This is a genomic window from Methanobacterium sp. (genome assembly GCA_012838205.1).
Classification (GTDB): Archaea; Methanobacteriota; Methanobacteria; order Methanobacteriales; family Methanobacteriaceae; genus Methanobacterium.
In genome coordinates, this window is sequence record DUPR01000004.1 from 1 (window position 1) to 26,029 (window position 26,029).

The 26,029-nt window shown below is 36.6% G+C and carries 26 protein-coding genes; 13 read left to right on the forward strand and 13 right to left on the reverse strand.

Going from position 1 to position 26,029, the window contains the following annotated elements; translation table 11 throughout:
• Positions 1 to 46 precede the first annotated feature (46 nt).
• The gene (locus tag GXZ72_00485; protein HHT18030.1) at positions 47 to 736 is read left to right on the forward strand and encodes a zinc-ribbon domain-containing protein; all 690 of its coding nucleotides are present in this window, start codon (positions 47 to 49) and stop codon (positions 734 to 736) included.
• Between the two features lie 125 nt (positions 737 to 861).
• Here the strand turns inward: GXZ72_00485 and GXZ72_00490 are convergent, their stop codons facing one another.
• Both GXZ72_00490 and GXZ72_00495 read right to left on the reverse strand, forming a co-directional pair.
• Positions 862 to 1,629, reverse strand: a complete 768-nt coding sequence (locus GXZ72_00490; protein ID HHT18031.1) for a hypothetical protein — start codon at positions 1,627 to 1,629, stop codon at positions 862 to 864.
• A gap of 42 nt (positions 1,630 to 1,671) precedes the next feature.
• The gene (locus GXZ72_00495) at positions 1,672 to 1,902 is read right to left on the reverse strand and encodes a hypothetical protein (GenBank protein HHT18032.1); all 231 of its coding nucleotides are present in this window, start codon (positions 1,900 to 1,902) and stop codon (positions 1,672 to 1,674) included.
• A gap of 365 nt (positions 1,903 to 2,267) precedes the next feature.
• On the opposite strand from GXZ72_00495, the gene GXZ72_00500 reads away from it, so the two are divergent.
• Entirely contained in the window at positions 2,268 to 2,453 is a 186-nt protein-coding gene (locus tag GXZ72_00500; GenBank protein HHT18033.1) for a hypothetical protein, read from the forward strand.
• 147 nt (positions 2,454 to 2,600) lie between these two features.
• On the opposite strand, the gene GXZ72_00505 is transcribed toward GXZ72_00500, so the two are convergent.
• Entirely contained in the window at positions 2,601 to 2,834 is a 234-nt protein-coding gene (locus GXZ72_00505; GenBank protein HHT18034.1) for a hypothetical protein, read from the reverse strand.
• A 201-nt stretch (positions 2,835 to 3,035) separates the two neighbouring features.
• On the opposite strand from GXZ72_00505, the gene GXZ72_00510 reads away from it, so the two are divergent.
• From GXZ72_00510 to GXZ72_00530, 5 genes are all read left to right on the forward strand, one after another.
• On the forward strand, positions 3,036 to 3,707 hold the full coding sequence (locus GXZ72_00510; protein ID HHT18035.1) for a hypothetical protein: 672 nt from the start codon (positions 3,036 to 3,038) through the stop codon (positions 3,705 to 3,707).
• A 228-nt stretch (positions 3,708 to 3,935) separates the two neighbouring features.
• The gene (locus tag GXZ72_00515; protein ID HHT18036.1) at positions 3,936 to 4,532 is read left to right on the forward strand and encodes a zinc ribbon domain-containing protein; all 597 of its coding nucleotides are present in this window, start codon (positions 3,936 to 3,938) and stop codon (positions 4,530 to 4,532) included.
• Between the two features lie 409 nt (positions 4,533 to 4,941).
• A complete protein-coding gene (locus GXZ72_00520) occupies positions 4,942 to 7,110 on the forward strand; it encodes a PAS domain S-box protein (protein ID HHT18037.1) in 2,169 nt (722 codons plus the stop codon).
• Positions 7,111 to 7,405: 295 nt separating this feature from the next.
• Positions 7,406 to 8,074: a hypothetical protein gene (locus GXZ72_00525; GenBank protein ID HHT18038.1), complete on the forward strand. Its 669-nt coding sequence runs from the start codon at positions 7,406 to 7,408 to the stop codon at positions 8,072 to 8,074.
• Between the two features lies 1 nt (position 8,075).
• Complete coding sequence (locus tag GXZ72_00530; GenBank protein ID HHT18039.1) at positions 8,076 to 9,254, forward strand: hypothetical protein; 1,179 nt, start codon at positions 8,076 to 8,078, stop codon at positions 9,252 to 9,254.
• A gap of 116 nt (positions 9,255 to 9,370) precedes the next feature.
• Here the strand turns inward: GXZ72_00530 and GXZ72_00535 are convergent, their stop codons facing one another.
• Positions 9,371 to 9,550, reverse strand: a complete 180-nt coding sequence (locus GXZ72_00535) for a hypothetical protein (protein ID HHT18040.1) — start codon at positions 9,548 to 9,550, stop codon at positions 9,371 to 9,373.
• On the opposite strand from GXZ72_00535, the gene GXZ72_00540 reads away from it, so the two are divergent.
• A complete protein-coding gene (locus GXZ72_00540; GenBank protein ID HHT18041.1) occupies positions 9,549 to 10,169 on the forward strand; it encodes a hypothetical protein in 621 nt (206 codons plus the stop codon). The two genes, GXZ72_00535 and GXZ72_00540, sit on opposite strands and share 2 nt — an antisense overlap.
• A 111-nt stretch (positions 10,170 to 10,280) precedes the next feature.
• On the opposite strand, the gene GXZ72_00545 is transcribed toward GXZ72_00540, so the two are convergent.
• The 5 genes from GXZ72_00545 to GXZ72_00565 form a co-directional block, all read right to left on the reverse strand.
• The gene (locus GXZ72_00545) at positions 10,281 to 11,183 is read right to left on the reverse strand and encodes a M48 family metallopeptidase (protein ID HHT18042.1); all 903 of its coding nucleotides are present in this window, start codon (positions 11,181 to 11,183) and stop codon (positions 10,281 to 10,283) included.
• Positions 11,183 to 11,761 carry a LemA family protein gene (locus GXZ72_00550; GenBank protein ID HHT18043.1) on the reverse strand — a complete coding sequence of 193 codons (579 nt, stop codon included), beginning with the start codon at positions 11,759 to 11,761 and terminating at the stop codon, positions 11,183 to 11,185. Before GXZ72_00550 ends, GXZ72_00545 begins: the two co-directional genes overlap by 1 nt.
• Positions 11,762 to 12,237: 476 nt before the next feature.
• The gene (locus GXZ72_00555) at positions 12,238 to 14,043 is read right to left on the reverse strand and encodes a DUF2207 domain-containing protein (GenBank protein ID HHT18044.1); all 1,806 of its coding nucleotides are present in this window, start codon (positions 14,041 to 14,043) and stop codon (positions 12,238 to 12,240) included.
• Positions 14,044 to 14,055: 12 nt separating this feature from the next.
• Complete coding sequence (locus GXZ72_00560; GenBank protein ID HHT18045.1) at positions 14,056 to 14,610, reverse strand: LemA family protein; 555 nt, start codon at positions 14,608 to 14,610, stop codon at positions 14,056 to 14,058.
• A gap of 104 nt (positions 14,611 to 14,714) precedes the next feature.
• Positions 14,715 to 15,308 (reverse strand): CRISPR locus-related DNA-binding protein, encoded by a 594-nt coding sequence (locus GXZ72_00565; protein ID HHT18046.1) that lies wholly within the window; start codon positions 15,306 to 15,308, stop codon positions 14,715 to 14,717.
• 255 nt (positions 15,309 to 15,563) lie between these two features.
• Between GXZ72_00565 and GXZ72_00570 the strand changes: the two genes are divergently transcribed.
• The 5 genes from GXZ72_00570 (at position 15,564) to GXZ72_00590 (ending at position 20,109) form a co-directional block, all read left to right on the forward strand.
• Positions 15,564 to 16,556, forward strand: coding sequence for a hypothetical protein (locus GXZ72_00570; GenBank protein ID HHT18047.1), 993 nt, complete (start codon positions 15,564 to 15,566; stop codon positions 16,554 to 16,556).
• A 154-nt stretch (positions 16,557 to 16,710) separates the two neighbouring features.
• Positions 16,711 to 17,481: a hypothetical protein gene (locus GXZ72_00575; GenBank protein HHT18048.1), complete on the forward strand. Its 771-nt coding sequence runs from the start codon at positions 16,711 to 16,713 to the stop codon at positions 17,479 to 17,481.
• A gap of 13 nt (positions 17,482 to 17,494) precedes the next feature.
• Positions 17,495 to 18,088 carry a zinc ribbon domain-containing protein gene (locus tag GXZ72_00580; GenBank protein ID HHT18049.1) on the forward strand — a complete coding sequence of 198 codons (594 nt, stop codon included), beginning with the start codon at positions 17,495 to 17,497 and terminating at the stop codon, positions 18,086 to 18,088.
• Positions 18,089 to 18,123: 35 nt separating this feature from the next.
• The gene (locus tag GXZ72_00585; GenBank protein ID HHT18050.1) at positions 18,124 to 18,729 is read left to right on the forward strand and encodes a zinc ribbon domain-containing protein; all 606 of its coding nucleotides are present in this window, start codon (positions 18,124 to 18,126) and stop codon (positions 18,727 to 18,729) included.
• A 219-nt stretch (positions 18,730 to 18,948) separates the two neighbouring features.
• Positions 18,949 to 20,109, forward strand: a complete 1,161-nt coding sequence (locus GXZ72_00590; protein ID HHT18051.1) for a zinc-ribbon domain-containing protein — start codon at positions 18,949 to 18,951, stop codon at positions 20,107 to 20,109.
• A gap of 35 nt (positions 20,110 to 20,144) precedes the next feature.
• On the opposite strand, the gene GXZ72_00595 is transcribed toward GXZ72_00590, so the two are convergent.
• The 4 genes from GXZ72_00595 to GXZ72_00610 form a co-directional block, all read right to left on the reverse strand.
• Positions 20,145 to 21,281 (reverse strand): acyltransferase family protein, encoded by a 1,137-nt coding sequence (locus GXZ72_00595; GenBank protein HHT18052.1) that lies wholly within the window; start codon positions 21,279 to 21,281, stop codon positions 20,145 to 20,147.
• Positions 21,282 to 21,453: 172 nt separating this feature from the next.
• Complete coding sequence (locus GXZ72_00600; GenBank protein HHT18053.1) at positions 21,454 to 22,638, reverse strand: hypothetical protein; 1,185 nt, start codon at positions 22,636 to 22,638, stop codon at positions 21,454 to 21,456.
• Positions 22,639 to 22,687: 49 nt separating this feature from the next.
• Positions 22,688 to 25,003, reverse strand: a complete 2,316-nt coding sequence (locus tag GXZ72_00605; protein ID HHT18054.1) for an ATP-dependent helicase — start codon at positions 25,001 to 25,003, stop codon at positions 22,688 to 22,690.
• A gap of 86 nt (positions 25,004 to 25,089) precedes the next feature.
• Positions 25,090 to 26,025 carry a M48 family metalloprotease gene (locus GXZ72_00610; GenBank protein HHT18055.1) on the reverse strand — a complete coding sequence of 312 codons (936 nt, stop codon included), beginning with the start codon at positions 26,023 to 26,025 and terminating at the stop codon, positions 25,090 to 25,092.
• Positions 26,026 to 26,029: the final 4 nt, after the last annotated feature.

The window sequence follows — 26,029 nt, forward strand, 5'->3', positions numbered from 1 at the left end:
AAGTAGACTATATATTTATTGATGGAATATCAAAGGGGAGTTTGATATGTATTGTCCAAATTGTGGAAGTGAAAACAAAGACGACGCCCAATTCTGTGAGAGTTGTGGAACAAAGTTAGATGCAATTGGTGGAGATGTTAGTAGCCGTACTAAGACTAGCCAGAGCCCACCTTATTACCAGCAAGGCCCTGAAGCCAAAAAACCTTCAACTATTCTTATAGTTTTGGGTTATATTTTTGCCCTTTTTGGTGGGTTAATAGGTATTGTTTTAGGTCTTTTCCTTTATTCTAAGAATAATCATGAAGCTAAAACCCATGGTAGAAACATTTTATTAATCTCGGCAGTGATGATAGTTTTAGGAGTTTTGGTAAGTGGTTATTTGGGGAGCACGGTAACAAATGATAACTATGACACTAGTAGTTCAAGCAGTGACTCATCTTCCAGTGACTACTCAACAACTAGTTCAACTGGTGGCCCTGTTTCGCTAGTAATCAGTTATTCTGGTGAGTGGAGCGGTGCTGTATCTGACTCATCGGGAACGCGCAGCATAGAAGGATATGGTGATAAAACTATCAATTTGGGTAACATAAATGGTGCTGTAGCAGCTAACGCCCAAAAATCCGATGCTGGCTCGGGAGTTTTAAGCATATCTTTGGAGCAAAATGGTAAAACCTTGAAAAAAACTAGTACAACATCTGAGTATGGTTTAGCCCAAATATCTACCTATCTTGACTAAGAAAAAAACAAATCTCCTAATAAAATGAGATCAATCAAGAAGGATATGGTTTTAGTGATTTGATGGTCAACTCACTACCACTACAGTGAGTGGGCTAATCAAACATTTATTTTATAATAAATTCACTATTTTTTTTGTAATCTATGCTCTAAAATCCCACCACAATGGCATTCACAGATAAAGTCACCAGGTGATTCCCCAGTTTTAAGCTGGTAGTAGTCACCACAACTGTCACAAACCAGATAACCAGGGTTTAGATCCTTTTCTTTTTCAAACTCCATTATTTGGTTGACTATTTCCCAGGAAATTTCAGGACGGTGATGTGCACTGGTTTTTTCATTTTTACCCCTATCTATTCGGTATTTATCACTGGTGGGGATAGTATCGTTACTTGATGGATGGATATTTACTGTAGATTTATCTTGTGTTCTTTTGTTTTTAGATTCTCGGAGTGACTTTAATTTTTCACGGATTTGGGTGGTGTATGATTTTTTCGCATCCACTGGAGTTCCACAAGATAAACAGTAAGGTCTGCCAGGGGGAACTTCTTTAAGACATTTAGGGCACAATTTATCGGAAGAAGCGTTGGAATTAATTCGGCTACTGCACACTGGGCAATACACCAAGTCAGAACCTATTTCAGAATAACATCGGGGGCAAGTTGTTATTTCACGTTCATTGATGATTTTTTTGGTTTTTGTTCGGCACTCTTTACAAAAATCAATATCAGCATCAAATTCTGCATAACAATTAGGGCAGACACTTCTCTTATTCTCTGTGTCTGGCTTGTTTTTAGGGAGGGGGTTACCACATTTTGTGCAATATTTACTCCCCACTGGAAATATAGCATTGCAATTATTGCATTGGAGAGTGTTATCTCCTTCACCATTCATTGGATGATCCTCACCAAATGTTGACTTGATTTATAGCTTGGTCTATTTTTTAATCATGATAAGGATTAATAAAGGTAGAATTGCACCAAATAAATTTAGTAGGGCAATGGTTAGGTCGTTGATTAGTATATTGCCTATCACTAGGGAAATAACTCCGATAACATATAAAACCAAGAAGTACAAGTTAATATTGGGATCTTTCTGGATCACGGTTTTATAGAACTGAATTATCCACCCTATCACTATCACTATCATTCCTGCTGTTAAATACATAAAAAAAACCTCTTTTAATTTGTATAATTACAAAGTCATTCGTATAATTTATATATTATAAAGAATTTATCAACTTTACTTTTTTTTTGATTTATATTTTCTGATTCTTTGAGGTTAGGTTAGTGATAATTTTGTATATATCCATTTAGATATAATATAAATTTCGTGGTAATTGATTTTAAAATTCTGAAGATTAGTTTTAACGGGTTATATCAATTCTAAGGTGGTTTCCAATATGTATGTTTTATAGTAATAGTCTCATTTTTTTTCAATGAATTTAATATAGGTGTGAGAAATATTACTTTTGTCTAAAACTAAAATTTTGTTCAGAGAATATTTTATACTACTATAACCGGAGGATTAACATGGTGTTATTCAAGAAGATAAAAGAAATTAGTAAGACTAAAGTAAAAAATGATAAAGGTTACTTGGTGTGTAATGATTGTGGAGGTTATTATAAACTAAAAGCAGAAGAATCACCCAGTGATTTCGTGGCTTGTGAATGTGGTGGAAAACTGAAACACAAAAAAAAGTTAAAAACACCAGATTAAAATCTAACAAAACCTTGCAACATATTCGAGAAAAATAAGCATTAATCAAGAGATACTGGAACAGTAGAATAGAAGATATCCACAATCTCGTAGCAAATAAAATCGTTGCAAAAAAGGAAAAGTCTTAATTTATTCCTATTATCCCTATTAATCCTTGATTAATATGAAATCACCTTTACGGTGACATGCAAATATACCTTTTACTGTGTAATAGGGCCCATGTTCTGAATCTTCTTTTACAACATTTCCTGCACCTACAAACATTACACTCTCAATATCATGGGGTTTGATTCCAGTTTCCTTCTCCAAAGCTAATAAAACAGTTTCTTTAATTGATTCAGAGAATTGTATTTCAACATCATCATAAGCAGCATCAGTCATTTCATATCACCTAAAAATCAATTGTTATAGGTGATTAATAAAAATGATGGGTTATAACCCTAAAAAACTTAAGCACATTGCGACTTAAAATTATTTATATCAAATAAAAGAATTTCTAAATATAAATCACTTCACCCCCTAGATAATTTTTGAAAACTTTTTACAAGCAGCAGGGGTTAACATAGATGGATGGTATAAAAAATGGGTTATTTAGTTTGCAATCAGTGCGGCGGCTACTACCAACTTCAAGAAGGAGAAAAACCAACAGATTTTAGTGATGAATGTGAATGTGGTGGGAAATTATACTACACAGAAACTTTCAACAACCCTGAAGAACCCGTAACCTGTCCCTATTGTGGGAGCAAAACCCATGATGATGCCAGTATTTGCCCAAAATGTGGTGAAAACTTGGTTTTCAAATCAGGTAATGATGATCTAGGACATTTATATGAAGAAGAAAAACTACTCCATAAAAAAAGAAAAACCATCCAAGAGTATGGGACTGGTTTAAAAGCAAAATCTAAACGAAAAGAGCTAAAGCATGCTTTCGATCTTCAAGAAATTCTAGATTTAAGGGAATCATACTTGATTAAAGCTAAAGATAAATCTATTATAATTCTTAAATATGGATTGGAAGATGATAATGGGCGATTCATAAGTTTCGAAGATATTACGGCTGCTGAAATAGTTGAAGGTGTTCGTCAGGAAAAATCAGGATTTGACCGTTTGATTAAAACTGGTACTTCCCTTTTTGATTCGGGTAAAAAAAATCTTAAAATAAATCACACCGATGGGGAAATCTTCCTGGCAGGTGTGAAAAAGGGTGATGCCACTAAACTGGTTAGTTTTCTAAATCGAAAGCTTAACCTATGAAAAAAAGCTTAACCTATGAAAAACTATCATTATAATGATAATTGAAGGTATCATTAACAATCCCCCCTAACAGCTAGAGTTATCTATACTAGGAACACTCATCCAGTGATCTGGTTTTGGACATAGGATTATAAATGTATGGTAAAATCAATCCATACTATCCAATAAATTAAAGTTTATATACAATTTTTATGATTGTCAGTTTTAAATTAATGGAAGGTACTATACATGGGACAACGAGTTTGCAAGGAATGTGGATTGGAAAATGAGGAAAATGCGGAGTATTGTATGGAATGCGGATCCAAACTGCATCCAGCGAATATTCACAATGACCAAGAAAATCCTCTCTTAGATTTTTTATCGAAAAACTCCAAGACCCTAATATTTATCGTGGCCATGGTCGCTCTTTTAGGGGTTACTATCGAATTTTTAGGCTTTATGAATGAATACAATGAAGCATCAGGGCCTTACCTAACAAATTTAAACCAATCCAATGAGCAAACAATTCAAAAGGCACAATGGCATCAAGTATCCAACTACACCGGCACTGGAAATACCCACTATTCATTTACCATTAAGGGTGAAAAATTCAGGCTGGTACTTAATGCCACACCCACTCGAAATTATAACACCAACTTCATGAAAGTGGATGTTAAAGATGCACGTAACATTCTAGACTCTGGGAAGCTAAACTGGGGACCAAGATCAGCAGTGAAAAGTAAAGAAAAAACAATCAACATCACTGCCCCACCTGGAAAATACTATATCAATGTGCAAACCAAAGATTTGAAAAAATGGAAAGTCACAGTCTATGACTATTATTAGTATACTGACATTGGGGGAGGATACATGAATAGGATACTTCATAACTTGGTTATAAGTAGATAATAACTACTCCTTTCGGCACACATCCTTGTTATTAATCTTAAACTTAATAACATCTTTTTTTATTATTGCTACAATAAATTATAAGACATCCTATGGACTAAACATAATTTTAACGATAATTACCAAGAGAATTAACAATTTAATAATATATTTAATTATTGTAGGGGATGCTAAATTGCACCAAAAAGATAAACATCCACAAGAGGCTAGAATAGATTTTATTAAGAAAAAACCTTGGAATAGATCAGAAAAATAACGTTATCGTTTTAACAACCCAAAATCATGACACTCTAAAAGTTAATGACACTTATCACAAATTGTTCAAAGTTTCAGGGGAAAAAATAATATGAAACAAAATATATCTGGTGTTGATGATCAAACAGAACTAGATTTAGTTAAAAGTTTAGAAGAACGTGTGAAAGAGTTGAATTGTCTCTATGGTGTTTCTAAGTCACTATCTTCCAATGATAAATCCTTAGATGAAGTTTTGAATGAAGTTGTTAATATTATTATTCCTGCATTCCAATACCCTGAACTAACTTGTGTTAGGATAATAATAAATGGAATGGAATTTAAAACCAACCCCTTCCAAGAGACTCAATGGAAAATATCATCTGAATTATCAACTCCTGAAGAAAAAATAGGTGTTCTAGAAGTATTTTACATAGAAAATGTCCATAATGAATTGGGAGATCCTTTCCTTAAGGAAGAAAAAGATTTAATTAAGTATATATCCATTGAATTAATGAGATTTTTAAGACGGAAAAAAGCTGAAACCTTACTGAAGGAAAGTGAAGAGAACCTTCGTCTAATTCTAACATCCGCAGCTGAAGCTATTTATGGATTAGATCAGGATGGTAATTGTACATTCTGCAATCCGGCTTGTATTCACCTATTGGGTTATGAGAATCCTGAAGAATTACTGGGAAAGAATATGCATAATCTTATTCATGCTCATGATCAAATTTCCCCTAATACTGGAAGCTGCCCAGTTGATCAGTCTTATAAAACTGGAGAACGGGTTCATTCGGATAATATTGTGTTTTGGAGGAAGGATGGTAGCTATTTTAATGCTGAGTGCTGGTCATATCCCAAAATTAGGGATGGTGAAATTGTTGGGGCTGTTGTAACCTTTGTAGATATCACAAAACGTTTAGATATTGAAAAGGACAGGGACCGTTTATTTAATTTTTCAATAGATATGTTGTGTATTGCTGGCTTTGATGGGTACTTTAAAAAATTAAACCCTGCTTGGGAGAAAACCCTTGGCTGGACCACAACTGAACTCACTTCTAAACCATACTTAGAATTTGTACACCCCGAAGACCGCAAATCAACCATTAAAGCTGTAGAAGGTGTTGAAAAAGGTCATAATATATTAAAATTCGATAACCGGTATTTATGTAAGGATGGTTCCTACAAATGGATTTCATGGAACACTTATTTAATGCCAGAGGAAGGATTGGTGTTTGGAGTAGCACGTGATGTAACTGAACTTAAAAAAAATGAAGAAGCTTTAAAAGAAAATGAAAAAAAATATAGGAAAATTTTTGAAAATGTGCAGGATGTTTTCTACCAGACCAACCTTGAAGGAATAATAACCGAAATAAGTCCATCAATTGAAAGATATTCCAATTATAAACCCAATGAACTCATTGGAAAACCTGTCCAACTGGTGTATTCGGACCCTGAAGATAGAAACGAGCTTTTAAAAGCTATCGAGGAAGACGGTGAAGTTTCAGACTATGAAGTTACACTGGTAAACAAAGATAAAGACTTACTTAACATATCAGTCAACGCTCATTATCTGTTTAACTCACAAAACCAGCCTATCGGTATTGAAGGTTCTTTAAGGGATATTAGTGATAGGAAAAAAGTAGAACTAGCACTGCGAAAATCTTTGGAAGAAAAAGAATTGCTAGTAAAGGAAATACATCATCGAGTGAAAAACAATTTAATGGTCATATCCAGCCTTCTGAACCTCCAATCCAGATATATTAAAGATAAAAAGGCTTTAAGCATGTTTAGGGAAAGTCAGAACAGGGCTAAATCAATGGCCCTAATACACGAACGACTGTACCGCTCAACTGATTTAAAAAGCATTGATTTTGGTGATTACATCCGTACTCTGGCAATGGACCTTTACCGCACCTATGTGACTGAACCTGAACGTGTGAAAATAGATATGAATGTTGAAAATATCATGATCGACATAAACACAGCCATCCCCCTAGGATTGATAATAAATGAACTTTTATCCAACTCCATGAAACACGCCTTCCCTGGAAAAAAAGAAGGCGAAATTAATCTAGAATTTGGAATAAAAGATGATGAACATTTTCTTATAATACGTGATGATGGAATTGGCTTTCCAAGCGATGTGGACTATAAAAATACAAGTTCCCTTGGATTGCAACTAGTTAACACTTTAACTAGACAGATAAATGGGGAAATAGAGCTAGATGCTACTAATGGTACCAAGTTCATTATAAAATTCAAAGAAATGGAATATTAAAACACCCCTAAATGAGTTATAGGTCCCTAAATTCGGTAAAGATAATAAGATTTAGCTAAGAACATTATTATCATGATAACCTGAAAATTAATAAATTTATAACACTTACAATTTTTTTAAAAAAAAAGACGATTTTTATTTTTGATTAATGTATTATACCAATATATATCTGTTAATTAGATTTATAAGATACTTAGAAGAGCTAAAAAAGTAACTAATACCAATCTCATAACACAAACTTTTAAATCGGAAATACTAAAGATTAATCTAAATTGAAACAATTGGAGGCGTTCTGTTGGACCAAAGACACCAAGAATATATAGAATATTACCAGTCAAGATTGAAAAAATATGAAAACAATCCATTATATCCCAATTCTTACCAGTCAGAAAAAGCATTATACGATGCAATAGCAAACGCATCAGACATTGAAGAATCAGGAAAAATAGTGGAGTCAGAAAATCTAGCAGTTAAAAATGCCATAGCCCTGGTGAAAGATCAGGAAACTGCACGAAAGAAACATTATGAAGAACTAAAAGAATATATTAGGCTTCACGCTCCAGAAAGGATTCTTGACAAGGTGGATTCTGTGGAAACAGATTTAGAACTCGTTAAAATGGTTAATGATATTGAAAGTGAAGTTAGTATAGAGATCATTGTGGATTTATTCACCCAAGAAATCTACAATGACCTTATGATGTTAGAAGAAATTGAAGTATACCAGTCTGCAGAAGTGCCTGATGAATGGAAAAATGAGATAAATCATCAAATACCTCAAGAAATGATTGAAGAAGGGGTTAAAGATTGGAAAGAGTCATTTGTTCCCAATGCACGGAACTGGGATCCTAACTGGCAATACAATGCCAGCCTTATCTGGGAAGAAAGGCACAGAAGAGTAATCCCAATACCAGATGAAATACTGGAAAAAAGGATCAAGCAGTTTAAAACTTACAGGGGGATTTAACTTGCCAGTGGATAAGGCAATGGCTGATACAATCCTAGGCACTTATAGGAAAATGTTCAAAGAGTTGGAAGATAAAGGGGTCCAGGGTGAATCTTTCCAAACTATGCGTGAAACCATGGAACGTATGGAAACATTGGCTATTGAAACCAATGATGTGTCAGAATTCACAGCAAAATTAACCACAGAAAACCTTTTCATGGAGTTCAGTAATGCTTACACTGAAATCATGACTGCCTTGGTTAAAGGAGAATACTCTGAAGGTGGGGGTGATGAACTACTCATGGAAAAAACCCTAGAAGCCTATGAACATTCCATAGAAAGTTTAAAAGGAAACCCTAACTATGAAAAACTCAAAGCACCCATTGAAGAATTAATTGAACTCGGAAAATCAGGAGTATCTTATCCAGTATTCCTACGAATGGCAGAAGAAAAAGGCCTGAATCAGGCTTTACAAGGTGACATGGTTGTTCGAGATGCAATACTTTCTGAAAAAATGTTTTGTGAGCTCCTACACTTACCTTTGGAAGTGGAAAAACATGAAAAGATCCTAAAAAAACACGACGAACTAGCATCCCAATCTCCCTTTAACGTGGCTGATAGTTTCCAGTTTGGACTGGAACGTCAGAAAATTGAATGGGAGTACACTCCGCTCACTAACCAGTGGAATCTTATATCCCGTTTATGGGAGAAAATGATTGAAAATGTATATGATTGGCTTGATTCTTTTGGAAGTTTCGCACCACACGATTATCGTTGGAAGTCTCTAAAAGGCATCAGTTACACCATGCGCAATATCAAACGTACACAGGAATGCAATCCTGGCATACTAAAAGCAAGGGAAAAGATCTTCATGGACTATTTCCAGATGTCCTGGGATGATATATTTGAACATGAAACTTACCTGACAGCATATGATGCTAAGCAGATATGGTACTCAGACCAGACACTGGAACTTATTAAAAAAGCCTACCCCTATTGCAAACCCTTTGGGAAACCAAACTCTGAATTAATAAGTGAAGCAGAAGAAATATATTCCACAAAAAGTTATCAAAGGCCTGACGCTTTCCAATACTCAGATGAAGATAGGGAAAAATTCATAGCCCTTTTCGGTGAGGAAAAATGGAATGAATACTTTGGAAAAACTAGAAGTTCATCTAAAATGAAGATTTTTAAGCAATAATTACTTAAATCTAATTTTTTTTTAGGAATTGCTTAAATCTAAATTTTTAATGAACAATAAATCTATAAATAAATAGACTAATTCACTAACTAAAAAGGTTGGCAGGCGGTTTAAATTCAATCCAAAAAGATATTCATTTTTTTAACATTTTTTGCCCTGGCACTGGGTTGTACAGTTGCACTTAATGATATTGCCACTTCAATCTCCACAAGTACCAGTGAAGAAATAGCAGCACCATACCCTATCACTATTGATCCCTGGAATTCCATCCAATTAGGGGGAACTGGTTTTATCATGGGATACTATATTAACCCCAAAGTCACACCTGTTTCCAAAATCAATTTCACAACCCTTAAGGATGCTGGAATAACCGATATATACATTTTAGTTAGAAATGACAATTACTACTCCATACTATCTGAAGCAAAATTGAAAGCAGATTCAGTGGGAATCAAAACTAATGCCTGGGTGTTTCCTGGATTCAAACATGCATCTCAGATTGCTAGGATGAAGATCGGAGTACAATTAGATGTGGAAACATACCATATGCCCGACTATATTCCAGAAATTAAGGCTATGCGCAAGGCAACCCAGGGGGTTCCTTTCTCGGTGTGCGCTAAACCAGAAAAATGGGATGGTTACCAATACTATGACCTACTATACCCTCATTGTGATTACATTGTACCCATGCTCTACATTGGTGACTACCAAGTAGAGATAACTCATTTGAAAAGTGTGACCCAATTTTATAACTACATATATCCTGGAAAAATCGTAGCCGGACTTGAAACCTATGAATCTGACCAGAATCTAACCCCCAAAGGGAAAAATACTCTTTTAAAAGAGATCAGAGCAGTTCAACATCATACTCGTGGAGTGATTCTGTTTAGATTCGGGTTATCCAAGTTTCATTAGCAAGTTCTCATGGTAGTTAAAACCTTGCATTAACCATCCTAAGAATAATCAGCAATTTTTAAAAAATACAAAAAAAAATATGTAAAAAAAATAAAGTTACGGGATAAATATTTACATTTCGCGCAGTCTTCTTACTCGTTCATTTGTGGAGGGGTGGGTAGAAAACAGTGTGCTGCCCCGATCACTTTTAGCCCCTAATGCTGGATTGATAATGTAAAGGCCATTTAGTGCATCGTTTTGTAGCTTACTTTTACTCTTCTGCAATCCACTAATTTTTTCCAGTGCACTGGCCAATCCCTCAGGGTAACCTGTGAAGTTTGCTCCAGTTGCATCGGCAAGGTATTCTCGTTTTCTGGAAATTGCAAATTTCAGTAATTGAGCAAAGATTGGGGCCAATATTACCAGGGCAATTAAGATAATGAAAAATATTAACTGACCCTGGGATCCTCCACGGTCCCGACCACGGAATAAAGCACCATACGATGAGTACCGAACCATATATCCTAAAAACACGATGGTACCAGCCAGCACAACTGCAACTGTGGCTAGTAGAACATCATAATTTTTGATATGGGCCATTTCATGTGCTATAACTCCTTCCAGTTCCAAACGATCCAACCTTTCCAATAATCCTCTGGTAACGGTGATGCTGGCGTTTTCAGGGTTACGGCCTGCGGCAAAAGCATTGGGAACTTCAGTGTCTATTATATATAACTTGGGCATTGGAAGCCCAGCAGCTATGCTCAAACCTTCTACAGTGTTATATAGGTAGGGGGATTCTTGTTTAGAAACTTCTCGGGCACCGGCCATGGTGGTTACCAGGCTTTGTCCGCCGTAATAGGTGACCAGCAAGATAATTACAAATAGCATAACTGCAATTATCAAACCAATCAGGGGAGAACCAATGTATATTCCAATTAAATATCCTATGATCCCTATCAAAACTGCGTAGAGTAAAAAGAAAAAATAGGTCCATCTTTTATTGGATGCTATGCTCTTATATATGGGATCCATCAGTTTTCACCATTAAAATTCATTTGGGGAACATCCCGTATTCTTTCAGATTCAACTTCGAAAAATTCCCTGTTTTGGAATCTGAAGATCTGGGCGATGATGTTTGAGGGAAACTGTTGGACGGCGTTATTCAAATCCAGAACTGTCCTGTTATAGCGTTGTCTGGCGTAGGCTATCTTATTTTCTATTCCCACCAGTTCTTCCTGAAGCAATAGGAAGTTTTCATTAGCTTTTAGGTCAGGATAGTTTTCTGCCACGGCAAATATGGATTTCAAGGCTTTTGAAGCCATATCATCTGCTCCGGCATTTTCTTTAATAGTGGAGGCATTCATCCAGTCGCTTCTGGCCCGGGTGATCTCTTCTAATAGTTCACGCTCATGCTTCATGTAACCCTTTACTGTACTCACCAGGTTGGGGACCAGGTCAAAACGCTTTTGCAGTAAGGTGTCAATGTTTGAATAAGATGTGTCCACCATGTTTCGCATATTTATAAGTCGATTGTAACCATAAACAAAGTAAAGGGCTATTAATATTAATATTCCAAGGATGATATACACAGAGATCATTTTTTTATCCACCTACTCTTTCCATACGGTATAGATATTAATCATAATTAAGTATTTTTTTAGGTTCATAATAAGTTTACATCTTCATTATAAATTATATTTTTAAGCTTATAACCCTACTTTTCAATGAATATGATTGGTGTGGAAGAATATATAATTATTTACAAGACACTATACTAAAAATCAAATTCTAGAATGTTTTTTTAAAAAGTAATATGGAGCCGTCAATGGTTGTTAGTAAAAATAGGAAAATTTTAGGCAAGATGGACTTGTAGGTAATTATTAATGTTTTTTTTGGTTAATAATCAAACATTCCTGTCCCAAAAAAACAATCAATACAATATCCATCTACGCCCATATGGTTCAAGCAGTAACATCTGTTGCATACTATGCATCTGTCCCTTCCGGGTTTTCCACAGTAGTCACATTTTTCACACATATTATTTTGTCCCTTTAGTTTTTTAAAAAAATGGAGTTAATGGCACGTTTTAGAACGCACCACCTCCACCACCACCGGATCCTCCTCCAACACCACCTACTCCTCCTGATCCACCACTATCACTGGTGGCAGTGGACATACCTGTACTTAAGCCAGAGGAAAGTACAACATATCCGCCATAGTAATGGAATAGGTATAAATTACTGGTTTCCAATTGGTCTTTGGATAATGAGAGTTCCATAACCTTCTTAACCTTATCTGCAACACCTAAAGCAGTGGCGTATACTAAGTAGTGGTTCCAGACCACCACTGACTCTGGTGGGTACTCTTTCATTTGGGAAAAATCTTGGATGTATCTTTTGAAACCATTCCATTGAGCATCAAAATCAACACCTTCCTGTGTCCAGCGACCTCCCACTTTTTGAGGGAGGGCAAGGGATATAATACCGGCGATTCCCAATATAATAGATGCAATTATGGTATAAAAAGATGCTGGTATGGGGTTTGCTGGTGGGGCCATGAAATTAAAGTAGAATACTATTCCGGCAACGACTAACGCACCTATACCAAATAAACGCATTAGATCGGCTCCTTTTTTGATGAAGAATTGAGTAGTTTTCTCCTTTAAGTACATAGTATCCAAATGACCTTCCCACATATCATAGAAATCCTTAAAGTTCTCAGCATTTTCTCTTTTCTTGAGATCCTTTTTCATCTGGTTCAAGTTAATTAGATGATTAACAGCCATTGTTCTTAAGAATTTAATAACATCCATTTCATAGGACTGAAGTTCAGTGGAGTCCTTGACCTTGTCTTGGTTAATTTTCAGGAAAACTTGCTTTTTCTTGCCCTGATCATCAACTCTAACCTCTAAATATCCGCGGTTAATAAGATCCATGATGGTGGCTTGGAAACCGTCCATAGTGGGCGTTCCAACTTTTGATGTTTTGCCTGATATGGCATTAACCACTGCTGGCGGGTCATTCGTGGGTAATTCACGTTGATAGATTCCTTGGAAGGTGGTTTTTGGTTCCCTACCATGTTTGAAGTAGATCAAAAAGGGTATTATAATGCCTAAAATCATCAAAATCGACAAAATATAGTAGAGAATGCTATAGAAGTAGATTTCGTTTAGGTAATCTTCTTGTATTTTTTCCATTTGAGGAAGTCCTTCTTCATCTATTGACATTGCATAAACTGGATTTTTGAACTGTTCTTTAGGTATGGCCAGCCGTACTTCGAAAAAGTCACCAGGAGAAATACTGTCTGATGTGATTTTAAGGACTGAATCCTCCCATTTCTCGTTTATAACATAGTATGGAGGGTTAAACCAGTACTTAACACCTTTTTTTGAAGGTAAATGTATCTTGGTGGTTAACTCTCCCACACCTACATCCCATTCTTCACCCCACACTTTATAGTGCAGTGCTGCAATATCGGTGTAAATTCTGGTTACATTGATAAAATCGTATTCATAGGTAACAACCACATCCCTGTTGGTTATGGGAATGGTTTTTCGCTCATTAGAATAAAGATATACTGTTATCTTGGTTTGACCATCATATGGTGTGACTTGATAATTTGAGTAAGCTCCTTTGGTAGAAACATTGAGATTTCTAATTTTTTCCCCTTCTTTAATATTAATGGTACGATAAACACCTCGGTAAGTACCAGAAAAGGAGTAATGCAATGTTTCTTTAACTTTTAAATTTCCATCTTCCTGGACGTAAAGATCGAATGTGGCTTTGGGTATGGTGTAACTACGACCATCATCATCTGCAAAGCTAGCCATTGGCATTACAGATAGGATAAAAATCAAAATGAAAAATAACGAAGAAATTTTCATTTTGTTCATGTTCTTCGTCTCCTAAAATTCTACTTTTGGTGTTGCTCTTGCAGATTCTTCAATTTCGAAGAACTCAGATTGTTCAAAGTGGAACATACTGGCGATGATGTTACTGGGGAACATCTGACATTTGTTGTTGTACATTAAAACTGTATCGTTGTAGAACTGTCGGGAATAGGCAATTTTATCCTCGGTTTGTGCAAGCTGGTCTTGTAATTCCAGGAAGTTCTGGTTTGCCTTCAAATCAGGATAATTCTCTGCAACAGCAAATAGGGATTTTAGTGCACCAGTTAGCATATTGTTAGCTTCTTGGCTTTCTTTAACAGATTGGGCATTCATAAGATTAGACCGTGCTTTGGTTACTTCTTCAAAAACGCCTTTTTCATGTTTAGCGTAGCCTTTAACTGTTTCCACTAAGTTGGGTATTAAATCTGTTCTTCTTTTTAGTTGAACATCAATTTGGGACCAAGCGTTTTTTACCCGGTTTCTTAAACCCACTAAACTGTTATAAAGCCATACAATCAATATTACTATTAATAGTATAATTCCTATCAAGATATACATCCACATATCAATCAACTCCGTTTTTTTATAATGATTAAATGCGTAATTTAATTATTTAGTGATAGGGGATAGGACTATATCAATATTTTCATTTTATGGAAACAATACAGTTTTTGTTAAATTATGGCAAGTTCTCCGGCACTGGTTATTTTAAGGTAATCTGGATCTACAAGGCCCATTTCACGCAGTTCCCGGATGTGGTTATAGGTCATTCCTCTGCTTATCCCGATTTTGGTGGATAAGTTTTGGACGTTGTTTTCACCAGATTGTATTTCCTCTAAAATACTTCTCTTGGTTTTGGAAATTCCAAAGTTGAGGATGGGCAAATCAATGATGTTTTTGTCTTCTTCAGTGATGTAGACAATTTTTTCCACCATGTCTTGACGTGCGTAACATCCGAATAATGCGCCTAGTGCTTGTGGTTTTCGGCCTCCACTGATATTAACAAATATTTTTCGGCCGTGGGCTGATTCTTCTTCAATGATTAGGGCTATGTCCCGGGCCACCATGACTACATTGTAGATGCTGGTTGGTTTAGATTCTATTTCCAGGACTTTGCCTACTGTTTCGCGAAGCATTCTTTCAGCTTCTTTTATTTTATCAGGAGCATCTTCTTCCCTAATTAAGATGACCTTATTAGGGGAAAATTGGGTAATGCAAGTCATTACTGGTTCTAAAGAATAAATAGTTGATATTAATGTGTTTTTCATACATACCACAATGAATTTTTTAAAAGTTTTTAATTGTTTTCCATAATTAATTCTCCTTTAACCTATATATTAGTGTTTGGATGTTTACAAGTTATTTTCATTAATTAATGACATTATTTATTATTTACTTAGAGTGTTTACTATAATTATGTATATATTTTTACAAGTTTGTACATGTTAAACATTAACATTTATATGGGATGAAGTCAATATTATGTGTTGTCGCTTGAAAAAAAGTAAGGGAGTAGTGGTTTAATGGATGAAGTTTTAGCAAACTATATTTATGAAATGGATTTGGGTGACATACAGGAACATAAGGGAATGTCTGTTTTCCCACTCTACACCAAAGGAGATGACTCAGACTACATCACCTTAAAAGAGGCATTAGATGCAGATCTAATCAAAATAACTGAAATTGATGAAATGGGCTCAGTTCCAGAGTTAAAAGTAATTAACAAGGCAAATGTTCCCGTTTTGTTATTAGATGGTGAAGAACTGGCTGGTGCCAAACAGAATCGGGTTTTAAACACAACCATACTACTTAAACAAAATTCTGAGACTGTAATTCCAGTAAGTTGCACTGAACAGGGGCGCTGGAGTTATACATCATTAAAATTCAGTGATTCAGGTAATGTAGCCTCTTACCGGGTGCGAAGATATAAATCTGCTTCAGTGAACAAATCTTTGAAGACTGAGGGAAAATATCGTTCAGATCAAAGGATGGTTTGGAATGCAATTGATGATGTGAGTAGGGAGGCCCGTGTTATGTCAAATACCCGGGCTATGAGGGATGTTTATGAATCCCGTGATGAAAGTTTGCAAGATTATCATCATGCCTTCCCCTTATCTGATGGTCAAAAGGGCATACTGGTAATGGTTAACGGTGAAGTTATGGGATTAGATGTTTTATCCAGTAGTATAGCCTACTCTGTTCTCCACCCTAAACTGTTAAAAAGTTATTCTCTAGAAGCCATTCTTCAAGAAGAAAAAAATGATAAAGCCGATGAGGAAGACCAGTTCAATGGATTGGATCAAGCCAAGAAATTTTTGGATGATGCCCGGTTATCCATGGAAGAAAAACATAAATCTATAGGATTTGGGTGTGACCATCGCTTGGAAGGGCCTAACCTTGTAGGTTCAGCACTCACCCATAAGGAAAAGGTGATACACGCTGCATTCTTCCGAACAATGGATTCCCAGAATGAAAAAATGTCCAGTTACCAGACCCGCCGAGGATTCCGGATCTAGGGATATCCTTTTCCTTTTTTTTATTTATCCAATAATTCATTTATTTTAGTGTAGATCATCACATCAAGATTTAAATAGATGTGAAGGGCATAATATTATTGTTATCATATTGTAATATTGTTTGCTTTCAATTATGTGTAAGGGAGTAATAAATATGGGTTATCAGCAATGTGAAGAATGTGGGAACATATACAAACTAAAAAATAATGAATCACCTGATGATTTTTCTGATAAATGTAATTGTGGAGGGAAATATATCTATACTCCTAATCCAAATCAGGTGAAAGAAACAAAAAATTCATTGTTGGAGGGTGATGAGCCTATAAAAACATGCCCACATTGTAATTTTGACAATAATCTCCAAGCACAGTTTTGTAAAAAATGTGGTAAAAAATTAAATCTAAATTTCATCAACCGTTTTAACAGAGATCTGAACTTGTTTGCTGTGTTCATGGGATTGGGTGTCTCATGTATTGTTCTGATAATAAGTAGCTTAATCTTCGGGTACATTATAGCAACAACAACCTTAGACCTCATGATTTATGTGGCAGTTGTTCTCATGTTCATGACCTTTTTTGGTGGAATCACCACCGGGATAGTGGGATGTGATGATGCTAAAGAAGGGGCCAGAAATGGAATATTCCTGAGCTTAATAGCCATGGTGATCTTAGGATTGGTGGTTGGTGCAATATTATTCATAACCATAGGAATAGCAGCAACAATCTCCCAATCCCTCCAACCATATTATTCAACTATGTCCTCATCTTCATTAACTACTACAACCAGTTCTTCATCAGTTTTTGATTCATTGGAATTAGCAATCAATATAACTAAATGGATTATCACCATGGTACTGGTTTTTATTTCCGGTGCTGTGGGTGGTTCCTTTGGAGTGTTTCTCAAAAAAGGTTTAAAAGATTTATAAGGGGGATGATTTATTGATATGCCAGAATTGTGGACATGAAAATGATATGGATGCAACTTTCTGTGATAACTGTGGAGCTAGACTGGGAAGGAATCCCAACTTCGGCAGACAAAGGCCAAGCCCACCAAATACTGGGATGAGTCAAACCAATAAAATATTGATTCTAGCAGTGGTAGTCCTGGTAGGGGTGTTAGGTGTTACTGCTGGACTGTTATTGCAGTCCAATAATAATAATCCAACAACAATGAACACCCCCTCATCAGTGAGTGAATCCGGGGAAAAAATTACATATAAGGCAGATTGGCATAAAGTCACCAGTTTTTCAGGCATCAGTGATGATTACCGTTCATTTCTAATTAAAGGACAACAATTTAAGGTGGTAATGTCTGCTACTCCAACGTTGAATTACAACACTAATTATATGAATATAGATGTTAGTGACACCAGCCATATACTCGGTTCTGGGGAGGTAAACTGGGGACCCACCGATGCCCTGAGCAGTAAGGAAAAAACAGTCAAAGTAACTGGGCCACCAGGAACCTACTGGGTGTATGTGACATCAAAGGACTTGGAAAGCTGGACAGTCACCGTATATGATTACTACTAAAAACAGCATCTTGTTTAGTTGGTAATGGTGTCAAGATGTATTGTGAAAAATGCGGACATAAAAACAATGCTGGTGCAAAATTTTGCAAGATGTGTGGGGCTGATTTAAATCACATTTTATCAAAATTCCCTAAAACCATGAGCAACTCTAATAAGCTACTTATAGTCATTGTGATTTTATTGGTTTTAGGTATTGGAATATCCGTCGGCATGTTGTTAACTAATAAAGCACCAACCACCAACAATACCACTAATATAACAGCAGGTAATGATATTACTCCAGCAACTACCACCCCCAGTCATGATCACACTTCCGGACCGATTTTAATAGACTCGGGTAGTATGAGTGGTAGTAATGCTAAATATCAGGATGGTCCTTTCACTTACCAATGGGAGACCTATAAGATTGGCGAAGAAAATTATGTAATGTATGGTACTTATGTTGCTGGTAGTAAAACCGTCAAACAAACCGTTACATTGAAAAAATACAGCAGTCAATCTGTTGAAATAACTGCTGAACCAAAAAGCAGCGGAAAAAGTAGCTGGAGAACTGTCACATCCTTACAAGGGCACTCAACAGTAGATGACTACTATTGGGAAATCTTCCGGCCTAATAGGGAAATGGGTGGGCCTGTCAGCTAACAATGAACCTGTCAGTTGAATAGGTCAAGATGTTAAATCGTAGAATATAAGTTTATTTGATAAAAAGCGGACCGATGATGAAAGGTGGGAACGTTTTCAATATGATGGTCATGTAACCAATGGTGAATTTGTGAAAAATATCTTTTATGGGGCATTGCTCCCTAGTTAGAAATGATTTCAAAGGATGTGGACTAAATCAATAGATAACGAGGGGAAGTTATGAGGGATTTGATTTGTAAGAATTGTGGTGCAGAAAACCCAGAAGAAGCACGTTTTTGCATGGAGTGTGGTATGGAGTTAGAAAAAGAGGCTGAACCTTGCCCTTCATGTGGTACCCTTAATCCACATAATGCCAAGTTCTGTAACGAGTGTGGGATAAGTTTAATAGAAAAAGAAGAACCTCATGAACCTTCAGAGGCAACTGAAGATCTTCAAAAACCACTTGTAGAGATACATGAAGCAGAAGATGATGATGAGTATGAACCTTCCGATGAGGAATCTGAGGATGATGAGATAGATGAGGGAGCTCCGGTTGAAACTAAAAAAGTAGAATACATTCCACCCACTGGATCTGAGTCATGGCGGGAGCTTTGCCCAGCATGCAACCACAAACCACTCACACCTAAAACATTTAAAGGATTCCTCTCCACCAAGAACCTCCTGGAATGTGACTACTGCGGAGCAATTTTTGAAAAAACAGGGAACAAATACTTGTTTAAGACCATTTATGACATTAGCTCCGATTTTTGGAAAAGATATGGTAGGAAAACATTAACTGAAACTGAGTGGACCCGAATAGCCCATGGTGGAATATCTGATGAGGAAAAAGCCTTAATTGAACAGAAAGCTGCACAGAATGATATGACTTTTTTCGTTAATGCCTTGAACAAGGGAGAAACAAACTTAACACCCATACCTAACCCTCCTATTATTCTAAAAAAGAATGAAGAAGCTTGTGTTGCCTTAAGTGGGATCACTCTTAGGGAAGCACGTGCAGTTAGGCATACCAGGGGTGGATATGCTGGGCCTACTATACGGGTGGCTAAGGGCGTGTCCTTCCGTATGGGTAGTGTGGCAGCCCGGAGTGAGTCTCGTGATGAGCTCCGGGATATCGACAGGGGTACCCTGGTTTTAACCAATAAGCGATTGATTTTCATTGGATCCAAGAGAACCACTAACATAGATCTCCGGAAGATAATATCTATCACCGCTTATAAGGATGGCATAGCCAGTCAACGTGAGAATAAACAAAAAACAGAGTATTTCACGGGTATTGATCGTCACACACTAACCTTTTCCACAAATGGCAGATCCCATAATGTTCCCTTCACTGGACTGATTATGAAGGCTGCTATTGAAGGGAAGATCAGGCAGATTTAATCTGCTTACCCTCTCTGGGATGTAAATTGAATGTTTCAGGCTTTGATCCCAAATAGGGATCGAATTATGGGGATTCTTTTCACTACTTCAATCGTTACAATGGTTAATATGAAACTAAGCATGAGGCTGAGAATTATTTGCACCAGCATTAAATCTGGTATTAATTTTATAGTGTAATAGATGAAGAAGTTAACCCATACAATATGGAAGATATAAATTGGGAAGGATACTGTTGATAGATACAATGTTTTAGAGTTATTAAACTCCAAGTAATGTTTGCCCATTCCGATTACACCAAGAACTCCTAACCATATAATGGAGTTAATCATTAATTTTGTTATTAATAAGGAAACTATGATGTCTAGGGTTGAGGGGATGGTTACAGATCCATCAGCTGCTGTATTTAAGAAACTTAAAGCCATAGCAACATATAACATGTTGATTAGAAGGAAAGATATGAACAGTGGCCATCTTCTTTTTTCTAATTTTTCCTGTACAGATTCACTTGATAGTAAGAAATATCCGAAAATAAATAGTAAAAAGATCTGTGCAATGCTTTTTTCAGGGAAAATGTTTAAAAAAAAGCTGGCAATTGTCAAAGGTATGATTAATGATATTAACTTAGGTATGGTAATTTTTTCAGTTGGAATTTTCCAGTCCGCCTTTTTATATTTCATTATAATAGGCAGTGCAACTAGTGACACTATAAATAAGTATAATAAGAACCATAAGGGGCCGATAAGAATGCCTTGTTGGAAATAGTGCAAGGGATTTGTGAAAAGTTCCACCCATAGGTTTAGGAAGCTTCCTGTATAACCATTGAGGTTTAGGTAGATTCCAGTATAATCATTGAGGAGAAAAGCATAATATGTGCTAAAGGGTATGACTAGGATCATACCGGCTACCATTGGAATGAAGAGTTTTGACACTCTTTCTTTGAGATATTCTGTGGCATCCCTTCTTTTTAAGGAATAGTAGGTGGCTATTCCGGCTATTACAAACAATAATTGCATGAACCATGGAGCAAAACTTAAGATAAAAACACTGGCAATGACATTGCTAGCTGCGTTAATATAATAGGATGAAATTGGAGTGTACACCAACAATACATGGTAGGGGAATAAAATCAAAATTATCAACCAACGAAGATTGTCCAAATAATATTTTCTCATTATTGGCCTTCCTTTAAGTTTTCAAAGTTTTATAGTTAATCAACAAATGTTTTTCTAGATTTAAAATTATTAGAGTTTACTATATAAATTATAAACTGGTTTTATACCCAAAAAATAGCATTTTGTATTAATATAACAGATAATCCTGATATAAAATTTTTTTTTAATTAGGTTAGGGAACAGTTAATTTCTTTTTACTTACAGAACTTCTGCAGAAAGTCTTATAATCACAAGCATCACAAGTTCTCTTATCCGGATTGGTCTTCCAAGAGGTCTGTATTACCTGACCATCAACCTCATTTAGGATGCTCTGTTCAATATCCGCCACTACATTATCGAATTCTCCCAGTGATTTTTTCTGGGATACTTCATCAATGGGGATAATGCGCACTGAACGTAAATGCCTGAAGGGTTCTGAAAGTGAAGGAACCTTTTTTGAAGGATTCCATTTCAAAATCACTTCTCTGTCACCACCATCAGGCATTATATCCGTATTATGTTCTTTAACATCTCTTTTGAGCTCTTTCAAGTCTTCCTTAAATAATGATAATTCGTTCAAGTAGAAAAGGATTCCAATAAGCACTGGCTGGGAATCTGTTTGCAATGATCTTAACCAGCCATAAGTTTGAACTTGCCAGTGATGATAGTTCCAAGAGGGGGAGCCAATGGCAGGGCGTTTCATACCTTTATAATCCACAATAACCTCATAACGATCTGATTCTAAATTATCAAGCTTCTCCTGAAATGTTGGGTCACGATGTAAATATTTAATGATCAAATTCTTATCTGTAGCTTCTTCAAGTTTAATGGAGCTGAGTACATCGATAACACCAGTAACACCATAATAATTGGATCTGCTAATTCCTTTCTGATAGTGAGGCATGTCACGCAATCCTTTAAGCCGCACCTCATTATCGTCAACTAAAGGGAATAGATGAGGTCCCCACGTGTTAATTGAGGCTTCGGCCCTGATACTGGCCACCAGTTTATGGGGATGCTGGTTGTTTGGGCAGAGGCCGGGATGTTCACTTTCACCTTCGAATGGACAGAATAAGTTAGCAGGTGGTTGTAATCCTCTGGATTGCATGCGGTTATGGATTTCCAATTCTATCTCACGAATCTGGGTTTTCCAGTCCCAAGGGAAATCTTTCCAGCCTTCATCTTTCCATTTAAGATAAGCTTCTTCCATAACTCCATGGATAAATTCACCGAACCATAACTGGATGGGCATGGAAGGAGGTAAAGTTGCCTTGTTCTGGTAACGGTACTGTAATCCGCAGGTTAGATAGGCTAAAAGGTCACCAGTAAGACTGTACTCGGGGATTATGTATGGTTTGTTTCTGACTGACAGCGTCATATGAATCAACTACCATTAACGAATTATGATATTTATCCAAAATTTTTTTTTAAATAAATGTTATATTATCTAATCCTTCCCATGGCCAGTTGCCATTTCTAGTCCATCCAGTGGCCACATTAGGTATCCCTGGATAAGTGTTAAGCCCTACTAATAAGAGAACATCCTGAGCACGGCTGTATGCCACGAAGTAGTGTCTGGTTAAATCATCAAATGCTCGGTGGCGTGCAGGTCTAGTGGGAGGTCCCAGTGGTGAGCAAATCCTAATTTCATCCTCCAAGGCACAAGAGTTACCCCCTCCCTCTGGGAATCTTTTAAATGCTTGAGTATGGTGCTTTGTTCTGAAATCTGAACCTACATCAACAATCACCAGCGGGAATTCCAGTCCCTTGGACTGGTGAATGGACATGATGTTTATGCGGTTATCAGGTAGTGTGTCTAGGAGTCCTTCATCTACCTTTATGGCACCAGTGGCTAAGGGTACGAAAATATTCCATATTGCATCTTTAATGGAATCAAATTCTTGTTCAGGGTCTTCTTCATCAAAAACAAGCTCCCCACCATAGTAACTGAATAGAGCGGTTTCTGCTATGGTACGGGAGATGGCCTCTAAGTATACTAAGCCCTCTACATCGTTCTGCATAGTGGGTATCCAGGTTACCAGTTTATAGGTCAGATCCAGGAGGGGAACCACTTTTTTCCAGGTTCGCCTTGCTAATGGTTTTCTATTTCGCCATGATTCCACGAATGATTTTAAAGATAATGGAGAGGATGGTTCGGGGTTGGATTCTACATATTTTCTTGCTGTTTTTCTCCAGGATTTGAAGTTTGAACGTGCTTCATAGGGAAGTTTTTCAATGGTGTTTTGGATTTCACATTCCGGGTCGATGCATTCTAAGATCAGACCACATAGGATCTTTGTTTCATTGGTTCTTTCTAGACTCTGGCCACGTGGGTTGAAGACTGGTATTTTGAGTTTTTTTCGTAAATGGTAGGGGAGCCTTTTTTTAGAAGCGCGTTCATTTGGTGAGCTTAGAAGTATGGATAGATCAGTTGGTGACCCTTCATCTGGGTTTATTTTTATGATGTCACCGTGTATTTTGTATCCATCTCCCAATACCACCTGATGGATGAATTCTGATAAGTCCTTGGCTAAAGTTTCAACGTCATCCCTGAACATTCCTAAAATCGGGAATTCAGTGAGTGGGTGGGTCCTTTTTGGTTGGATAGCTGGTTTGTCTTTTACCCTGGCTAGTTGGAATTCGGTGTCTAGTTGTGAGTACTGGTTGCAGAATCCGACTATGTTATGGGTGGAGCGGTAGTTTCCAGATAAATGAATTAAGTCAGGTTTGTAATCTTTTAATTGAACTTGTTTTTCGAATCGTTCCAGGAAGTTGGTGAAGAGGTCTACAGTTGCTCCTCGGAAGCGGTAGAGTGACTGGTCATCGTCTCCTACCACAGTCAAGCTTCCACCATTTTTAATTGCTGCTTCTGCTAGTTGGAAGTAGATCTGTTCTTGGAGGAGGTTTGAATCCTGGTATTCATCTACTAGTATGAGTTTTAGGCTGTTAAGAAAGTCGTCCAGTTTATTATCTTTTAACTGGTCCAGGAATTCTGCTTCTAACATGGCATAGTCAAAGAGGTTTCTATTTTTCAGTTCATCCAAGTAGTCATTGATGGCTTGGTGGGCTACTTCAAAGCCAGGATGATCATTTTGTTTTAGTTTCTTGAGTTTTTCCCAGTCTACCTGGTCATAGTATACTCTTTCTTTTAATTCCAGTAATTGTTTGCACATTTGGTTGATGTTAAAGCCAAATGCACCTCCCCTGAGCTTTATGAGGTAATCTTTGAGGTCTTGGTTATGATGTTTTTCATCCTTGAATAATCCTACTTTTAGCATGAGGGCGCTGGTTACGAAGTCCTGGATGACTACTGGTGGTGCTGCACCAGGAGCACGATGGATCTTTAGAATGTCATGGGATATGCTGTCCAGGGTGCCGGTTATGATTTGATTGAAATCTAGGAGTCTTAGATGGGGATGTATGTCCTGATATTTTTGGTCCTTTAGGAGTGCTTGTCTTATTTCATCTCCCCATGAAAGGATTCTAGATCTTAACTCGGCTGCTGCCTTTCTGGTGAAGGTTGTAGCTAAGATAGATGAAGGGTGAACATCATCCACGTAGATGAATTTTAGTACCTTCAAAACCATGACTGTGGTTTTCCCGGAACCTGGCCCTGCCACCAGAAATTGGGATTGACTGATAGGTGCACTGATTGCCTTATTTTGATCAGGGTTGTCGTCTTTGGATATTTTTCGACCTAACTTATCAATCACTATACCCTGAAATTCTTTCCAATCAATCACGATAAATATCTCCTATTCCAGTGGCTTTAATTAGACAGAAAGCTGAATGACTATTAGAAGGAAAGGGAAAATGACTAGATAATTTACTAGCGTTTCCACACCTTTGATCCGCAAACTCCACAGAAAGTTTCATTACCACCCAATTTTTTCCCACACTTCTGGCAAGTTATTTCTATTTCTTCTAAACTACCTTTACCATGCATTTCTATAATTTCATCATATTTACCTGAATTTATCCATTTGATTAGTTCAGATGTTCTTAAAACAGTCCATGGATGTTCGGAGAGACTTATCATTATTGTTTTAGCTACTTTATCTGCTGTATTAAAATCAAAATCTTGGAAATCATTAGCTTGTTTTATGAAGTCTTCAGTCTTCATTTTTTCATAAAAATTTTTAGGCACTCCACCCATTTTCATTAAAGTACTGAATGCTGTATTTTTATCTTGACAAGCTAAAAGACCGGCTCTGTCTGCTGTCAGTTCAGACATTCTGTACCAATATAACAGTGCTAATTCTAACCCGGCAGATACCACTGAACCAATACCTAATGTCACAGCACCAATAAGATCTCCTAAAAATGGTATCACTAGAGCCATATCATGATACAGCATATGCCCACTTTTTATATGCCCTGCTTCGTGACCTAATAGATATAACAATTCATCGTCAGATAGTAAATCTACGGCACCGGAATTTAAAATAATTATGGGATTTTGAGATCCAATAGCAAATGCATTGATGTCATAATCCCATTGAATATACAATTCAGGTAGATCTTTAAGGAAAATATTGGCGCATGCTTCTTCCAGTAATTTATAAAGTTCTGGGAAATTATCAGAAGTTACTTTAATGTTACTACCAGTATATGATAATCTGATTATCCTTTCCACACCATGCTTGTGAACATATTTGACTGCTTTTTCAAGTCCTGGTGTTCCTTCTAAAGTCTTAAGAGCAGATTTATCAAAATGATGTTCATATTCTGCAGGGTTTAATAATAAAAGTTCTTTTCTTTCCATTATT

Excerpts from the sequence above, each read along its gene's own strand:
- GXZ72_00485 (HHT18030.1), top strand. The coding sequence starts at position 47 with ATGTATTGTCCAAATTGTGGAAGTGAAAACAAAGACGACGCCCAATTC.
- GXZ72_00490 (HHT18031.1), bottom strand. The coding sequence starts at position 1,629 with ATGAATGGTGAAGGAGATAACACTCTCCAATGCAATAATTGCAATGCT.
- GXZ72_00495 (HHT18032.1), bottom strand. The coding sequence starts at position 1,902 with ATGTATTTAACAGCAGGAATGATAGTGATAGTGATAGGGTGGATAATT.
- GXZ72_00500 (HHT18033.1), top strand. The coding sequence starts at position 2,268 with ATGGTGTTATTCAAGAAGATAAAAGAAATTAGTAAGACTAAAGTAAAA.
- GXZ72_00505 (HHT18034.1), bottom strand. The coding sequence starts at position 2,834 with ATGACTGATGCTGCTTATGATGATGTTGAAATACAATTCTCTGAATCA.
- GXZ72_00510 (HHT18035.1), top strand. The coding sequence starts at position 3,036 with ATGGGTTATTTAGTTTGCAATCAGTGCGGCGGCTACTACCAACTTCAA.
- GXZ72_00515 (HHT18036.1), top strand. The coding sequence starts at position 3,936 with ATGGGACAACGAGTTTGCAAGGAATGTGGATTGGAAAATGAGGAAAAT.
- GXZ72_00520 (HHT18037.1), top strand. The coding sequence starts at position 4,942 with ATGAAACAAAATATATCTGGTGTTGATGATCAAACAGAACTAGATTTA.
- GXZ72_00540 (HHT18041.1), top strand. The coding sequence starts at position 9,549 with ATGGGATACTATATTAACCCCAAAGTCACACCTGTTTCCAAAATCAAT.
- GXZ72_00535 (HHT18040.1), bottom strand. The coding sequence starts at position 9,550 with ATGATAAAACCAGTTCCCCCTAATTGGATGGAATTCCAGGGATCAATA.
- GXZ72_00545 (HHT18042.1), bottom strand. The coding sequence starts at position 11,183 with ATGGATCCCATATATAAGAGCATAGCATCCAATAAAAGATGGACCTAT.
- GXZ72_00555 (HHT18044.1), bottom strand. The coding sequence starts at position 14,043 with ATGAACAAAATGAAAATTTCTTCGTTATTTTTCATTTTGATTTTTATC.
- GXZ72_00565 (HHT18046.1), bottom strand. The coding sequence starts at position 15,308 with ATGAAAAACACATTAATATCAACTATTTATTCTTTAGAACCAGTAATG.
- GXZ72_00570 (HHT18047.1), top strand. The coding sequence starts at position 15,564 with ATGGATGAAGTTTTAGCAAACTATATTTATGAAATGGATTTGGGTGAC.
- GXZ72_00575 (HHT18048.1), top strand. The coding sequence starts at position 16,711 with ATGGGTTATCAGCAATGTGAAGAATGTGGGAACATATACAAACTAAAA.
- GXZ72_00585 (HHT18050.1), top strand. The coding sequence starts at position 18,124 with ATGTATTGTGAAAAATGCGGACATAAAAACAATGCTGGTGCAAAATTT.
- GXZ72_00590 (HHT18051.1), top strand. The coding sequence starts at position 18,949 with ATGAGGGATTTGATTTGTAAGAATTGTGGTGCAGAAAACCCAGAAGAA.
- GXZ72_00595 (HHT18052.1), bottom strand. The coding sequence starts at position 21,281 with ATGAGAAAATATTATTTGGACAATCTTCGTTGGTTGATAATTTTGATT.
- GXZ72_00600 (HHT18053.1), bottom strand. The coding sequence starts at position 22,638 with ATGACGCTGTCAGTCAGAAACAAACCATACATAATCCCCGAGTACAGT.
- GXZ72_00610 (HHT18055.1), bottom strand. The coding sequence starts at position 26,025 with ATGGAAAGAAAAGAACTTTTATTATTAAACCCTGCAGAATATGAACAT.